The sequence below is a fragment of the Bacteroides caccae genome (genome assembly GCF_002222615.2).
Classification (GTDB): Bacteria; Bacteroidota; Bacteroidia; order Bacteroidales; family Bacteroidaceae; genus Bacteroides; species Bacteroides caccae.
Genome location: NZ_CP022412.2, coordinates 2,969,604 through 2,986,184, shown reverse-complemented (window position 1 = coordinate 2,986,184; position 16,581 = coordinate 2,969,604). Strand labels below are relative to the sequence as shown.

Sequence of the window (16,581 nt, the reverse complement as noted above, 5' to 3'; positions counted from 1 at the left end):
TATCTTCACAGACCGTTGATATCGTGGGAAATTAACACCGGATACCCCCCGGTGCCGGGGTTATAGACCGGAAAGGTACCGTCGTACTCTTTCCAATCTATGTAATGTAGGAGAATCATGCGTTAACATGAAACTAGGGACCTACATTCTCTTCATCTCACATACAAACACTCTAAGTGCTAATTACATCTCAACATTTTATTTTATACCACTTTCATTCTCAAAAAATCATTTCAGGTATAGATTATCATTATCTCTATACCAATCCTTTATTGCTTCCTCAAATGTATAATGAAACTTATACCCAGAATCAGCCAATTTCTTTCCGCAGATATTAGTAGAAATCATTAACTTTTTGACGCGAGCCGGACAAATGCCTAAAGCTTTTCCTCCTAACGGACCCACAATACTTGCAGCTGTCAGCAAAAGACTTCCCGGCACCTTGACAATAGTACGCTGAATCCCCGTAACTTTTTTCATCGTTTCAACTATTTGTTCAATAGTAAAAGCCGGTTCAAATGTACAGTTATACAACTCTACCCCTTCATTATGATTCTCCAACCGATAGAGCATAAAGCGAACCAGCTCTTTCACATAAATACAAGCCTTAATCGTATCTTTACGACCCGGATAAAAGAATTTACCGCCGCGGATCCCCCAATACAAACGAGTAAAGTTACCGTTTTCCCCTTTACCAAATACCACACCCGGACGAACAATAGTAAGCTGTCGTTCGTTCGGCTTTTTAGCCTGCCAGACCGTATGTATCTTTTCGGCTACCAACTTAGAAATCCCATAAGGGGTGTTCGGAGTAGGAAGTGTGTCTTCTGTTTTCAAATCTTCAGCTGCACCATAAGGAGCTATGGAGCTGGTAAAAACGATTTTCTTTATCCCGAATTTCTCCGCAAAAGCGCATACATTCTCCGCACCACGAATATTTGTCTCAAAATAAGCCTGATCCGGATGTCCCGGGGTACGATGAACGGCTGCAAAGTTAAAGATAACGTCTTCTGAGGTAATCGGAACATCAACGTTTATATCAGAACGAACATCACAATTGATATACGTAGATTTACCTTCATGGCTATTCTCCACAATATCCAGATTATAAATTGGAGTAACCGGATATAGATTATTAATTAGAGTAACGAGGTGTGTACCGATAAAACCTGAACCGCCAAATATAAAATAACTCATTTCACTAGATGATTAAATTCATTATATTTTAACTCTACAAACTCCTTTATTTCCTTTTTAAAACGTTCTTCCGAAAAAGTCTCCGCATGATTACGTATTGTCTTAGGGTCAAATGGGATTTCTTGATTTTCAAATCTTTTCACTGCGTCAATAATCGCCTCCACAGTCTGTTCATAAAAGAAAAGCCCTGTTGTTCCGTCCTTCACTGTTTCCAAAGAGCCACCTCTACCATAAGCAATTACAGGAGTTCCACATGATTGTGCTTCAATCGGAATCATACCAAAATCCTCATCTGCCGCAAAAACAAAGGCTTTAGCTTTCTGCATCTTTTCTTTTAATACGGCAAATGGTTGATATCCCATGACAGTTACATTATGACCGGCAATCTTGCATATCTTTTCTAAATTAGGACCGCCACCAATTACTATCAACTTTTTATCCGGCATATGACTGAAAGCTTCGACAATGAGATCTATTTTCTTATACCCTACCAAACGACTACTAGTTAAATAGAAATCTTCTTTCTCTACACATAAATCAAAATTAGAAATATCAATATTAGGATGGATTGTTACAGCATCCCGTCTATAAGTCTCTTGAATTCGACGCCCTACGTAATCGGAATTACTAATAAAATAGTCTACACGAAAACTAGATATCAAATCCCATTTGCGAATACGATGAAGCATATATTTAGCCAAATAACCTTTCAAGCCTTTCGCTAACCCTGATTCTTCCAAATATTCATGATACATATCCCATACATAACGGATAGGAGAATGACAATAACAGATATGTAATTGATCCGCTTTGGTCAGAACTCCTTTCGCGACAGCATGAGAAGATGAGATAATAATATCATATCCTCGTAAATCAAACTGTTCTATCGCAAACGGAAATATAGGCAGATACATTCTATGTTTCTTTACTCCTAAAGGCAACTTCTGAATGAATGATGTATGGACTTTATTCCAATCAATTCCTAATTCATCACAAACTTGTTTTTTAGCAACTAGAGTGTAAATATCTGCGCCAGGAAAAACATCCGCAATAGCTTTGACTACTTTATCTGAACCGCCAACGGTTACTAACCATTCTTGAATAATGGCAATCTTCATATTATTTTAATTTTCAAATAATAATTTATTAATTTAGAACCTGCACATACGTATCCACAATAGAAGATATCATCCTTTCTATTGTAAAAGATTTAAGGTAAAGTTCTCGAGAATTTATCGAATATTTATTCAACAAATCAGCATTCTGTGATAATGTTTTTATCGCATCTATAGCATCTTGTTCTGACTTAAACAAAAGCCCATTATAATTATGATGTACAACTTCATTATTACCAACTACGTCCGTAGCAACTATTGGAAGCCCTACTGATGCAGCTTCAATAAGAGCATAGGGTAAGCCTTCAAAACGAGAAGTAGATAGATATAAATCTGCACTCTTAAGGTAAGGCATAGGGTATTCTGCAAATCCAACAAAATTAATATTAACATTATCTTCCACACTCTTTTGTTTTAACCGCAAAAAATCTTCTCCTTCTCCAATCCACACAAATTCTATTTCATGATTATTTTTTAATGCTTTTGCTATACTATATGCCATATCCATATTTTTTTGATAATCAAAACGAGAGAGTGAAATGACTAAGAACTTTTGATTTTTTCTTGAAACTTTCAAACCATTATCAGATACTGCATTATATATTACAACTGATTTATCAATAGATAAAAAATGTAATGATTTTCCAACTTTTAGTTCACCATTCGATACTAAAATAAATTTATCAGTGAAACATTTAAAAAATCTTCCTATTATTTTATTCACACAATATCTTAGGTATGAAGAATAATCATCAGTTATTCCATGAAAAGTGTGAACAACTTTAACATCAGGTAATATCAGTTTTAGGGTTCGTGAATATAATCCAGCACCGTTCCCATGAGAATGAACTATGCTAATTTCATTTTCAATTATGAAACGCTTTAGTAAGAATAGATATTTAATATTAAACCTCCTATAAGGAATATCTAAATATTTCTTTATTCTAGGATGGCTTCTCCATAAATCCCCATACGGTTTCCCCTGAGGGAAAGCCATATAAATATTAATACTAGAAGGTAATTCTTCAATCAATTGATGAACATGACGAGGACCTCCGCCAAAATCAGATCTAACACTTACTAACAATACATTCATTAATACCTCCACATTTAAACAATGATATTCTTGCCAAAAAAACTAATGAATACCTAAAATAGAAGAAGAATAATCGACCGTGACACCCGCATCACTTACCATATACACATACCACCAGTATAAGAAGACAACGAATAGTAACAAAACTGTATTAGATTTCTTTATTTTCCAAGTAGATGTGTTTATCATACAATAATATGGTAAATAAACTAAATATAGGATATAAATGGGTAAGCCTAATCTACCTACAAAATCGCTTTTTATCTGTAAAATATTAAGAACAAATTCACAAACAAATAGAGCAAATATTTGATAGAAATGTATATCTTTCTTTTTATTGGAACATAAAAAGTAAATACACAATAAAAAAAGTGTTCTTAAGATAAATTCCGAATAAGAAAAAGTTCCACTATAGTTGCCTCCCTCAGAATAAGCATCATATTTACTGAAGCCCTCCAAAGAAGTAATAAAGTTCAGAATAGTAGAAAAGAACATCAAAAATGCAAGACTTCCAATTACAATATACTTGGAATATCTTAAGTTTTTCCAATATACTCCTGGTAAAAACACGAGTGCAAAAATCGCAGACTTATGGAATAAAAAGCCAACCAATATACATATAAAATATCCTTTTAACTTATGGTCTAGTAGATATGAAAATCCTAAAAGAACAAAACTAAGAGCTAAACCTTGTCTCATCATATTGAGCTCCATATTGAAAAATAGAAAACAATACAAGAAAATTGATATCCACAAATAAGATCTTCCCACTATTCTACAGCAAGCGACATATGTTACAACTATTATTATAAGTTGTGTAACAAATAATATAGCTCCTACATCATCCCAAAAATAATTAACTGCCAAATATGAAAGAAAATAATATAAAGGCTCCAACTCAGCAGAAGCAAATAGAATCGAATATATATTATTATTGATTTGCAAATAATTATATGCAGACACAGGATAAGCAATCGTATCATATCCCACACCAACATCTCTTAATCCCCCAATAATTATTAATGGAGTAACAGCAACAGCTGAAAAAAGAATGAATATCATCCTATTTTTATAATATAAAGAAGCTATATAAGTAAACAGTATGGACAATATAAAAGTAAATAGATATAAAAGCATTAGTATACAGGAAATAATTTGTATCTCAAATATAAAAGTAAATTTCCCAAATTTCTATTAAGCTTATACGCAGAGAACAATAACTTAAATTTAAAACTTAGGTCTTTATCCCAGCAATCTTTAAAAGATAGACGATTGTATATTTTTGAATATTGAGAAGACAATAAAGCTCTTTCTTTTATACACTTAAAATAATAATTTATACAACAAAATAGAATTAGATTCTTATTAACTTCAATATCATTACTTAAATATTCTGTTACAACATTATTCAATCTCTCATATTCACAATATGTCCTTGAATTTTGCATAGCCGAACCATTACGCAATAAATATAAATAAATTTTCTCTGTATTATGGGAAATATTAAAGTGGGGCCCTTTATATATTTCAATATTAAATACAATATCCTCACCAATTGTTATTTTAGGATTAAACCTTATATGATTAATAATAGACCTATGATATAATTTGGGATAGATCAAAGCACGTTTATATAGCAATGTACTATTTAAGCACTTTATATTATCCTCTATAAAAGAATTAGTATAGAATTCAAATCCACTAATTGTTTTGCCCTCTGTTACTCTACTAAAATTAAAATCTACCATCAAACATTTTGTATCATCAGCTATTTTTTTAGCTAATTCTAATGCGTTTGATACTAAAGTATCATCTCCATCCAAGAAAAAAACCCAATTACCAGAATATGTATTTAATCCATAATTACGCGCAACAGATACACCGGAATTTTGCTGATGATGAACCTGTATGAATCTATATTTTGATGCATATATATCACAAATTTCTCCAGTCTTGTCATTGCTACCATCATCTATGACTATTACCTCAATATTATTATAAGTCTGTGATACAACACTCTCTAAACAATTTGCTATATATTTTTCTATATTATAGACAGGAATAATAATAGAAATTAATTCTGACATAACAACACCATTTTTAAAATTTGTTTACATAAGTAAATGTAATAATAAGCATTCCTTGTTCTTTTATAAACAATTCCATACTCTTTCTGCAACAAATTATTATTAGTTGTTGAAATACCTGTTGCATCAAAGACTGAAATTGGCTTACTTATATATAAAAAAGAACTTATACCATTCATTCTGTAATATTCATAAATCATCTGATAATCAGCAGCAATCTTCAAATCTATACTAAATCTTAATCTAGTCTTTCGAATAAAAGATGATTGATGACAAAAAGGCATTTGGACATGCACTTTCTTCATACTAGATGCCTTCAAATATTGCAGTTGATTTAATTTTGAGACATAACAATCCCCATAAATGACACTATAATCAGATAAATCATTATATCCAAATATATTTTTAATAACTTCATTATCACAAAAAGTATCTCCAGCATTCATGAAATTTATCCAACTACCTGTAGCCCTATCCATCCCCTTATTCATAGCATCATATATCCCCTTATCAGGTTCACTAATCCAGTAAAATAATCGTTCCGAATACTTGTGTATAATATCAACAGTACCATCCGTACTACCACCATCTATTATAATATACTCAATATCTTGATAAGTTTGAGAGAGAACAGATAATATAGTTTTCTCCAAATCATTTTTAGCATTATAGCAAATTGTTACCACTGAAATTAAAGGAGGCATTACACTTTTATATTTAATTCATTATTAAATCAACAACTCTAAAAGGACTAGACTATTTCAAACTGTTCTAATTGGAAATAAACATTTATTAGTTATTATAATAATGCTAAAAAAGTCAAGTTTTAATCTTACACACTATTCAAAACTAGTTATTTAATATACGTATTACTTTACAAGGATTTCCAGCAGCAATACAATCAGGTGGTATGGATTTGGTAACTATACTTCCACTTCCTATCACACTCCGTGCACCAATAGTTACTCCTTTCAATATAATGCAACGAGTCCCTATCAAGACATCATCTTCTATTACAATAGGAGCTGTTTTAGCTGTTAATACATCTTTAGACATTTTTCCTATTTTGCTTTTTGCATTTCTCACACGAAAATCTAAATTATGTGCATCCGAATCCATAAGAATACAATCGCCTCCGATATTCACGTGATTACCTATTGTGATACTCGAATTCGCCCACAAACAAGCCGAAGAAATACCTGTTCCATTGCCTATAGAAATTTGAGAGTAGGGAAATGTAGTGTTAATACACCCACAAATATTACGACACAGTGGATTAAAAGCATCACCATTAGTATAGATAAAATCATCACCAATCGTAATTTTACTCCCAGGCGCCTTATTCAAGAAAAATTTAGTATACACTTGCATATTACGTCCAAACTTCACATCATTAAGCCAAAACTTAAAACGATTGAAGTAGATATAATAAATCATTCGGAAACGACGGGGAATACGAAGTAATTTTGCAATATAATATTTCATCATTATATAGTATTGTTTGATATTATAATAAACTTAATAATCATCCCTAATAAACGAACCAAAGATGTTAATTCTGACATTATATCACTGTTTATTTAAAGCTTTCTAATCAACCGAGCAGGTATTCCCACATATATTCCATTTTCTTCAGTATCCTCTGTAACTAAAGTCCCTGCACCTATAATACATCCTTTCGCAATAGTAACGCCAGGCATTATTGTCACATTAGCACCTATCCAACATCCATCCTCTATACGAATAGGAGCATTTATTCCTTTACCAGCACGATGCTCAATAGGTCCTATCTCATGCGAAGCATTAATAAATATTGTTTTAAAAGCAATTGACACACCATCACCGATAATAATATCATTGCTCAGATCAAGAAAGCATGAATAATTTATAAATGAATTTTGTCCTAAAGTAAGTTTGCCTTTCGCTACTCCAAGAAAACAATGAGGAAAAACTACCCCTTTCACATTGTGACCTAACCAATTGTATATTAGTCTCCGACATAGAGAAGGTGTAATACATAGGCATGCAATATCATTTTGAAGAATATTTCTCAAATAATGACTGAATCTATTCCATTTCTCTTTAAATACAATTGCTAGTTTTCCCATATTATTGTTATCCATTAATATAACTTTGTACATATTTCATTACTATATCCTTCCATATTGATTCACTATTTTGCCTTACAGAACGCACCTCATGACACATTCTAATATACAAGTTAACATCCTGATAAGAGCGAATTATAGCATCCGCAAACGTATCAACATCATTAACATCAACTAAGAGACCAGTCTTTCCATCTTCAATTGTTGTTGTAAAAGCAGGAACTTTTGTCGCAACAATAGGTTTATCAAAATTAAATACAGTTTGCGTTATACCTGTCTGAGATGATGAAAGATATGGACAAACAACAATATGACATTTTCTAATCAGCGTAGAAATCTCGACGTTTTCTATCCAACGATTAATTACAATGAAATTTTTCTCTTTCTTTATTGTTGCAAGACAATCTACATTGCCACCACCAGCTACCACTATTTTTCTTGTAAATCCTCTATCCATTAATACATGAGCAGCTTTAAGCAATACATCCAGTCCTTTATAATTCACAATAAACCCATAGAAAAGAACATAATCGGTTTCTCCTTTAAGCTCAGGTATGTCAATCTCATTATATTCCAAGTAACCTGTAAATAGCGAAAATGGTATGACAGAATATTTTAAAGTTTTTTTATCTGCTAATCTTACCAAATCTTCAGCTGTTTTTTGGCTAAAAACATTAATAGGGATCTTCTTTTCGATAAGATAAAGAACAGTATCACTAAGCCTATCACCAACTTGATGATTCACACAAACCTCATGAACTGAGTGAACGACATTAACACCTTTTGAGCGCAAAATAACAGAAAGAAAGGCTGTTGACTTGTTTTGACCAATAACATTTACAAAATCATATTTTTGTTTTATAATTCGTCTTGCAAGTTTTACATAATATAGCACAAAAATGGGATTGATGAAACATCTTATTCCCATTGAGGATAACTCAACAACTGATATTTGATACATTGAGAAATATTTATTTCTAGCAAATGGAATAAATCTTCTCAAGCCATCATAATCAAAGGACCTGACAGGAACTATAGAAAATAAGCCCCCCCTAAGAGACAAATCAAAAGTTTCAAATGACGCACTCTTTTTCCTCGGAATAAGATGATAAAAATCCACCTTATAACCTTGATTAAGAAAAGCTTCTGCTAAAGAAGTCGTTGAACCTCCAAACGCATTTACAATAATAGCGATTCGTTTCACATTCTAATAATTACTTTTTTGTCCTAAACAAAACAAACGTGTCCATTTCCACTTTTTACATACACAAATCAGCACCCAACTTATTAGTGTCATCATTATAAAAATGATAAAAACTCCACACCATCTTAAAACCTCTGATCCAGAGAAGTATTGATAAAACCACGTATCATGAAATATATCGACAATTAAATCATTACGAAAAGGTCTAAGCATCATAGCATGGAATAAATAAAAAGAAAGGGTATATCTCCCCATTTTACTAAATAGCGTATATTTACCATTATAATTCAAAAATAGACCTATCATTGCTACACCCAGTATTCCTGCTAATAATTGACGTTCAAACCATAGTTCTAGTTTATTAAGTGACAGTAAATCAGTGAAATTACAAGCATAAAAACTACTTTCTCTATATACATAAACACCACACCACCAAAATATTACAAATATTAATATACCCAACAGTAATAACATGGGAAAAATTATGCGCTTAGGTCTATCAAAAATACCATATTTTTTACACAACAACCCAACGGCATAGTATGTACACATCTCCCCCATCCAAACTTTATTCACCCAAATAAAACATAAAAGAAATAGAAGAACAGACACCCCCAACATATGCTGTTTCTTAATAGAATAAACAGCAAAATGTATTACAGCAAACCCTATCATAAGATATAGAATCATATTCAGAAACCAAAATGGTGAAAAAATAAAATTTGGGGTTAATCCAATCACACAGAATGTCACTACGGGTAAAAGTATACGAATAACGCTTTTCTTCACGAAGTCAATCAACTCCCTCCATTTTGTAATTTTATTAAATGTATTCAAATTTGAATACCCTGAGATAATCACGAACAATGGCATATTAAATGCTACAATAAAATGCTCTATTATTTTCCCTGAGAGATCCACATTGGTCTTAATCACTATAGTCATCACATGACCCAATATGACACAAAGCATAGCAAACATCTTTACATTATCAAGCCAAGCTATACGTTGCCCTCTATTTAAAAATTGATCTGTAGGCATTTCAATTATTCGACTATTATTCAAAATGAGATATCTTAGTTTATAATAAAATACAATCTAATTTACCAATAACAACCTCCCTCGATTTTATCCGCCCCTTGTGGTTTCTCTTTTTTATCAGGACGAATCCAATACTTATTAATATATTTTCGGTACTCAGGTTCTGAATCAAGCCAACGCTTTCCATATACCCCAAAAAGCATTTGAGTCATGCTAGCAAGATGTACAGCCTGTTTTCCTTGTCGTTTTACATGTGCAGCTAAACACATTCCATAGGCTCCGCAACCAATTAATGCTATATCATAATCACACTTATCTATCTCGTCCTTCATATATTGAAGAGCTTCAAACCAATCTTTAAAACGTGAATCTTTAGCATCAGCTTGCGTTTGAACAGCCTTCACTAAGATAAGTTCTTTAAACTCAGGAAGTACATCTGGATTTTCAAAAAGATGTTCTCTATTATTCTCATATTGATATTTTATAGACTCAACAAAAGGATGAACTACAAGTACTTTTTTCCCCTTCAACACTTTAGACCAAGGATTATTCCAACTAAAAGGTGAAAAATAGCCATCAATATTTACTCTTTTAAGACAATTCATACTTTGAGCAATATATTTTTCCTCATAGATATAGCTGCCCAATACATCTACTTCTTTAATATCTTGGATCATCAAACGATACCAGCGAAGTCCCAAATCTAGATCATAAGGAAAAAAGCCGGCATTTGAACACAAATTCGTAAGTGCTCCCTTATAGTTTATGGTCACATTATTATAGTGAAGATAATCATTAATAATTTCTTTAGTAAGTCCTGTAGTTTCATCAATATGCCGAGCTACCAAGTTACTCAATTCTACTGATCCAAATTTTGAAATCATTGCAGGTTGCCCTGATGCCAAAAGTTCATAAACATAATCATTGGCTTCTTGATCAAATAAATCACAATAACCGCAATATCGCAACTCATAATGATCGTTGTGATTACATAACCTATTAGCATATACTGATAAAATCCTATTCAGTAACCTGTTGTTTCTAATTTTCATAATAATATATATATATCAATCATTGAGAAAATTCAAAAATGCATCACTTTTTTTACGCCAATCAGTAATTAAAGTAGATACCTTTTGCCAATTAATCGGTCGGTTTATAGAGACCTCAATGCTATCTTCACAATTAAGGATTCTATCTTCCAGCCCTAAAGTGCTGAGTAAAGAACTCATCCTTGTATTCTGATTAGCTGAAGAACCTCTTTGCAATATGCATAAGAAAGGTTTATGATGAATGATAGCAAATACAGTACCATGAAAAGTATTGGTTACAACACAACGAGCCTGTTTATAATAAGACAGCCACTCCGTAGGACTAGGGTACACTAAATCTTTATTACAAAATAAATATTCAGATCCCTGAACTGCACACACTTTCAGATCGCAATTAGTCTTTAGAGCATAATCTTTGAGTTCATACCAATGTACATCATTTTTAGATCCTACATTTAGTAAATAAGCAAAAATATAGGGATTCTTAATATACAACTGTCTATGAGGATAATCATCCTCATCAAGCAGAAAAGTTGGATCCAAAAGATGAGTTGCTTCTACTTTCATTCGCCTACATATTTCAATTCCATTTTCCTCTCTTATTGAAACATGAGCAAATTGTCTTATCCAAGGAGCAATCTTTTCAAAATGTTCTTGAGTTATCTCTCCTTTGCCAAAACTCGCAGCATAAGCAATTTTCTTACTGTTATCATTAACAAACGATAAAAAACATTCTGGCTGAGTTCCTCCCCAAACTTGATCAGACCCGGTGATATAATAATCTGCTATCGGATAGGAATCTGCTTCTGATTCTTCTGTATAAGTCTGCACAGACGTATTTAGATAATCTCGACAAAATTTTAAGAATGTACGATGACATCTATATGAAGATAAATAGATAAGTGGGTGACGAAGCAACAACTTGACATTATCCAGTCTAGTTCCTTTCCATCTTTTATAAAATTCCCATTTAATCCAAAAAACATAGTTATTTTTACGAGTAAGATACTGTTGAAGAGCATAATACTGAAGTAAAGCTCCATAATTGTTAGCTACTTTAATCCATGCCCATGAGGATATTACAGCAATTCTATTCATCTAAGCAATTTTTGATAATTGTATATTTGAAATTTCACATGAAATAGGTCTATTGTGAGAATCTTCCCAAAGGATTAATGCAAGACTATCCCCTTTACATATTTTTATTTTTTCTGTAATAGAAAGTAAACACTTACCGTTGACATATAAAGAATAAACTCCACTATCAACTATTAATTTCACGTGATTAATAATATCAGCACTAAATATATAATCAAAGGATTTTTCAAATAATATAGGGAAAAAACTACCTTTCTTTATACAATCAAACAGAACTTTCGTATTCTCAATAATCAAGAATCTATTCCTTTCTTTAATACCTTTATAATTAAAGGCCAATTGAAATTCGTGAACTATTTGATTAATAGAAAAATCAAATTCTATCATCAAATTCTTTGCTTCAGGATTAAAAATAAAAACTAACCAATTCTCTCCATCATTTTTTTGAGATTCAACCTTGATAGTATCATTATTACAATAAGAAAATTTTGACTTGATTTTCATTTCAAGCCCCTTAAAAGAAAAATAATCTAAAATTTCTTCACTATATTCATCCATGTAGCCAACTGTTGATAGATCAATCTTTTCATGTTTAGAAATCTCTGGATACCTTATGTAGAAACCCTTACTTATAGAATAATTCATTTTAATAAGAGGCCATATCGCCTTCTCCCAAAGAATCCTTAGCCGCCTTCTTATACCTTCTGTAAACACTTTAATCATCGATTTATATAATCAAGCTATGATTTACCTAGAATTACTACTCCGCTTTCTGATGAAACTATTTAGTTTTAATATCAATACTAAATAAAAATTATACTTATGCAGATATATAATAGAAACAATTATTCTATGGATAGACCGAGAAAATTGAAATAATGTACTTCAGATTCCACGCAATCTCCCCAATAAATAAAATCTTAAAACATCTCTAAAATTACAACTGTAATACAAATGAGCAAATCTTGTCTTAACCATTACTTTTATTCAATTTAGCTTTTACTATATTTACAATCCATATACGCTCATACTTTGTTAATCCAACAAAGCAAACAGATACAATACAAATCAATAACACTAATAATATCACTCCTACCGCTTGTAAAAGATTCAATCTCATTTGACTAAAATAAAGAGACAATATCAAAGGAATTACATAAGCTAACAATGAGGGAACTATTACTAAATTTATATATGACTTAATTTTAAAAGATTCTATTAAACGATTAACTGCATCAAGTTGGACAACCAATCCTATAATTGAGAAAAAAATTAAAGTCCATAGATAAGTTACAACATCTCCACCACACTTATATATAGTATATACAGCAGGCAGAGCCATTATTTTAATCAAGCCATTAGACAATTGAAATCTTTTCACATTCCCTGTTGCTTGAACAATATTCTGCAGTGTCCCTGAAAGAGAATTACACTGCATATAAATCAATGAAAGAAGGCAGAAATTCCACGACAATGGTGGAGGAGTAACAAGCCATACCTCTAACACAAATTCCAATATGCTTATTAAAGGCAAAGAAAGACACATAAATAAAAGGAATCCCATTTTTGAACTTCTAAAACTTAAATCTAACATCTCTTTGACATTACCAGCAGCATAAGCTGCAATAATTGGTGGTACTGTTGGAATAATGAAATTATATAAAAAAGAAGATACCGCAGCCTCTACAGAAGATGCAATGCCTCGTGCAGCATTATATATGGGGCCAAAAAACATATTGATAAGTATATTCATGCCTTGATTATTAAAAGTCCAAGCCAAGTTTCCTATCAAGCTCCATCCTGTATAACTCAATAATTCCTTAAAAAGAGAAGACGACCAATAGCGTATATAATGACAATTAGAAAAATAGTGAATACAATAAAGTTGATATATTAAAGCAGTAAATACTACAACTACCATCATAAGCCCCCCATATGCTATTAACTTATCTTCAAAACAATATTTTATAATAATCACAACTCCTAATTTCAGCAAAACTTCCACAATACTTATATAAGCATAAGCATTCATCCGTTCATGCCCATAAATAGAAGCGTTGTAAGGAACTTGAATGACTGAAACCAATAAAGATAAAATAGAGAACTGCATCACCCAAAAAGCAGATGTCATTCTATCAGTTGGAATAACCAATTTATTATAGAATAACCATAGTCCTATCGTCTCGCAAAGTACAAATATTGCCAAAGCAATAATTATATGTACATTCAGTAACATGGAGAACATCTTTATCTGTTCTTCAGATGAATCCTTCTGAATGCCATAAGTTATATATCGTTGGCTGGCTTGTGCTAATGCTGAATTGAGAAAACCAAACATCACCACCATACCTCCCACAACATTATATACTCCATAATCCACAATACCTAAAGCATTGAGAATAATACGAGATGTATACAATGACACCGCCATGATAAGCATCATACGGATATAAAGGAATAATGTATTCTTTGCTATTCTTTTTTTATTTGATATAGAATATTGTGATGACATATTCTAAAAAATCGACTTTATAATCCTTATGTAAACCTATTAATAGTTTTTATACGATACAACCATATTCAGTCATTACATCACTTTGAGAAGATGATTCGTTTAATATGACTCTTGACCATCTGCTTATAAAATTGTAATTTAGCAGAATATAAATATAAACTTATACCCCACCAGGATACATTCTTTAATGTAAAATACCCCTCATGCCAAGTAATATCGAATGGTATATCTTTTGAGAAAAGATACTTAAAACGAAAAGGAAATCTTATATTTGAAATCGTTTTATCACCATCCATATCGTCATCATTCAAATGTCCCAGTAATACTGCATCATCGTAAAGTGGATGACATAGCATATTAAAATAACCATGAAATCCAGCCATATCCAATGAAATACCAACATGGTTAGTATAATCACTTACAAATTCTAATGCATATTTTTGAATATTAGCTATCTTTCCCCAATCCTTCTGTTCTGTACGAGAAGCTTCACATAATACCTCTATTTTATTTTCATGCCTATAAAGGCGTATTGAAGTTCCATTAGGTTCAAACATCAAATGTTCCAACAATAAACAATTAGAATGAAATCTCGTTTTACTAAACTCACTAACACTACTTTCTGTAAGCCATGCCCTACATTTCCCTTTCAACAATTTTTCGCATTTTGACGTTTTTATAAATTGAAGTCCTAATATGTCACATTCTTTCCCCTTAGATAATAAATAATCTGTCAGCATAGATTGCCCATTCCCATTAATACTATTGTTAACAAGACCTACAGACCCTTCAAAAAGTCCCAATGACATAAGATATTCATCAAGTAATGCAGATTGTTCCTCAATCATCTCTCTTTGATATTCAAAGAGAGAAACTAATATTTTATTGTACTTCCCTGATTCTAAATCTTTTAGAGTTACTGTTTCATGAAATCTATCAAATCCTGTACGTAGTACTACAAAATGCTTTGCTGATTCATAATCACTTATGTAAAGTAAGTCAAAAATTAGTTTCCAATCATATGTTAAACGTCCAACCTTAGCTTTCATAAAGTACTCGCAAGCATTATGCATACTAAGCAAAGGCAATCTTAAAACATTTTTATTCAATCGAATATACATCAAATCATGAGCCTCTTGAGGATACATCTTTTCATAGACCTTTTTGATAAAAAAACCTTCGCGTGCAACAAAGAAAAGTTTATGAAGATTATTTTCTTTTCTAATCGCATGTAACCACTGACAGAAATCCACAATAAGAGGACCTAAAATGGCATATCCTATTCGCTGTTCGGAATTTAAAAACTCTCTATTCGAACAATAACGAGACAACATACTAAATAAATGATCTTTTCCCAAAGATATATCACATTGTTTAATCTTTATATATGGCAAAACATTAGCCTCGTTAGACAATCTTAGTAAAGAAGCTATACCCTTTATTTGAGGCATATTAATATCATTATTAAGGTCATCCCCAATATGAATAAGTTGAGTTGGTTTTATATTCAATTTTCTAAGAACAACAGCAAACAATTCACTTGTTCTCTTAGTTACTCCTTCTTCTCCTGATATATAAAGATAATCATAATCCACCCCAATTTTAGCTAAAATTGTATTTAGTACCCTTCGTGGCAAATACATATCCGTGATTATAACTATCTTCTTCCCATTATCTCGACACCACTTCCAAACCTCAATCATAAGTGGATTACCTACACAATTATCAATCTCGCATTTTTCTTCTAAAAAACGTAATCTACTTTTTTCTTCTTCTGAATAGTCTGATAAATACTCAAATATCATATCCATATTGACCTCATTCCTCCCCAAAACATTTCTTGCTTTAAGTTCAGCATCCATACGTTGTTTAGGATACAAAGGAAGGCTAATACCATACTGTTCTTCATACAAATTAGCAACCATTTGATGTATCATCCTAAAATCGGATACTGTACGAAACATCAATGTATCAAATATATCAAAAGAAACATAGGTGAACGGAATAAGCTGTTCACAATAATTAGATAAGTAACTTCTCAAAATCAAGTAGTATTAACAAGAATAAT

At 31.7% G+C, this 16,581-nt stretch carries 15 protein-coding genes; all 15 read right to left on the bottom strand.

Features of this window, described 5'->3' with window-relative positions; all coding sequences use genetic code 11:
• Positions 1 to 228: 228 nt before the first annotated feature.
• The 15 genes from CGC64_RS12055 to CGC64_RS11985 all read right to left on the bottom strand — a co-directional run bounded on the left by CGC64_RS12055 (position 229) and on the right by CGC64_RS11985 (position 16,555).
• The gene (locus CGC64_RS12055) at positions 229 to 1,197 is read right to left on the bottom strand and encodes an NAD-dependent epimerase/dehydratase family protein (protein ID WP_005676227.1); all 969 of its coding nucleotides are present in this window, start codon (positions 1,195 to 1,197) and stop codon (positions 229 to 231) included.
• A complete protein-coding gene (locus CGC64_RS12050; protein WP_005676228.1) occupies positions 1,194 to 2,315 on the bottom strand; it encodes a glycosyltransferase family 4 protein in 1,122 nt (373 codons plus the stop codon). Before CGC64_RS12050 ends, CGC64_RS12055 begins: the two co-directional genes overlap by 4 nt.
• A 28-nt stretch (positions 2,316 to 2,343) precedes the next feature.
• A complete protein-coding gene (locus tag CGC64_RS12045; RefSeq protein ID WP_005676231.1) occupies positions 2,344 to 3,408 on the bottom strand; it encodes a glycosyltransferase family 4 protein in 1,065 nt (354 codons plus the stop codon).
• A gap of 42 nt (positions 3,409 to 3,450) precedes the next feature.
• Positions 3,451 to 4,470, bottom strand: a complete 1,020-nt coding sequence (locus CGC64_RS12040) for an EpsG family protein (RefSeq protein ID WP_157448283.1) — start codon at positions 4,468 to 4,470, stop codon at positions 3,451 to 3,453.
• Positions 4,471 to 4,544: 74 nt separating this feature from the next.
• A complete protein-coding gene (locus CGC64_RS12035) occupies positions 4,545 to 5,495 on the bottom strand; it encodes a glycosyltransferase family 2 protein (protein WP_005676233.1) in 951 nt (316 codons plus the stop codon).
• Positions 5,483 to 6,199, bottom strand: coding sequence for a glycosyltransferase family 2 protein (locus tag CGC64_RS12030; RefSeq protein WP_005676234.1), 717 nt, complete (start codon positions 6,197 to 6,199; stop codon positions 5,483 to 5,485). The genes CGC64_RS12035 and CGC64_RS12030 overlap by 13 nt, the downstream gene beginning before the upstream one ends.
• A gap of 145 nt (positions 6,200 to 6,344) precedes the next feature.
• Positions 6,345 to 6,983, bottom strand: a complete 639-nt coding sequence (locus CGC64_RS12025) for an acyltransferase (RefSeq protein ID WP_005676236.1) — start codon at positions 6,981 to 6,983, stop codon at positions 6,345 to 6,347.
• Positions 6,984 to 7,075: 92 nt separating this feature from the next.
• Entirely contained in the window at positions 7,076 to 7,603 is a 528-nt protein-coding gene (locus CGC64_RS12020) for an acyltransferase (protein WP_050396674.1), read from the bottom strand.
• A 7-nt stretch (positions 7,604 to 7,610) separates the two neighbouring features.
• Positions 7,611 to 8,807, bottom strand: coding sequence for a glycosyltransferase family 4 protein (locus tag CGC64_RS12015; protein ID WP_032854982.1), 1,197 nt, complete (start codon positions 8,805 to 8,807; stop codon positions 7,611 to 7,613).
• A gap of 3 nt (positions 8,808 to 8,810) precedes the next feature.
• Positions 8,811 to 9,848 (bottom strand): acyltransferase family protein, encoded by a 1,038-nt coding sequence (locus CGC64_RS12010; protein ID WP_005676240.1) that lies wholly within the window; start codon positions 9,846 to 9,848, stop codon positions 8,811 to 8,813.
• A gap of 62 nt (positions 9,849 to 9,910) precedes the next feature.
• On the bottom strand, positions 9,911 to 10,900 hold the full coding sequence (locus tag CGC64_RS12005) for a hypothetical protein (protein ID WP_005676241.1): 990 nt from the start codon (positions 10,898 to 10,900) through the stop codon (positions 9,911 to 9,913).
• A 15-nt stretch (positions 10,901 to 10,915) separates the two neighbouring features.
• A complete protein-coding gene (locus tag CGC64_RS12000) occupies positions 10,916 to 11,998 on the bottom strand; it encodes a polysaccharide pyruvyl transferase family protein (RefSeq protein WP_005676242.1) in 1,083 nt (360 codons plus the stop codon).
• A complete protein-coding gene (locus CGC64_RS11995; protein WP_138334205.1) occupies positions 11,999 to 12,556 on the bottom strand; it encodes a hypothetical protein in 558 nt (185 codons plus the stop codon). It abuts the gene before it with no gap.
• A 412-nt stretch (positions 12,557 to 12,968) separates the two neighbouring features.
• On the bottom strand, positions 12,969 to 14,510 hold the full coding sequence (locus CGC64_RS11990) for an MATE family efflux transporter (protein ID WP_032854983.1): 1,542 nt from the start codon (positions 14,508 to 14,510) through the stop codon (positions 12,969 to 12,971).
• A gap of 80 nt (positions 14,511 to 14,590) precedes the next feature.
• Positions 14,591 to 16,555: an HAD-IA family hydrolase gene (locus tag CGC64_RS11985; RefSeq protein ID WP_148708995.1), complete on the bottom strand. Its 1,965-nt coding sequence runs from the start codon at positions 16,553 to 16,555 to the stop codon at positions 14,591 to 14,593.
• Between the last annotated feature and the right edge of the window lie 26 nt (positions 16,556 to 16,581).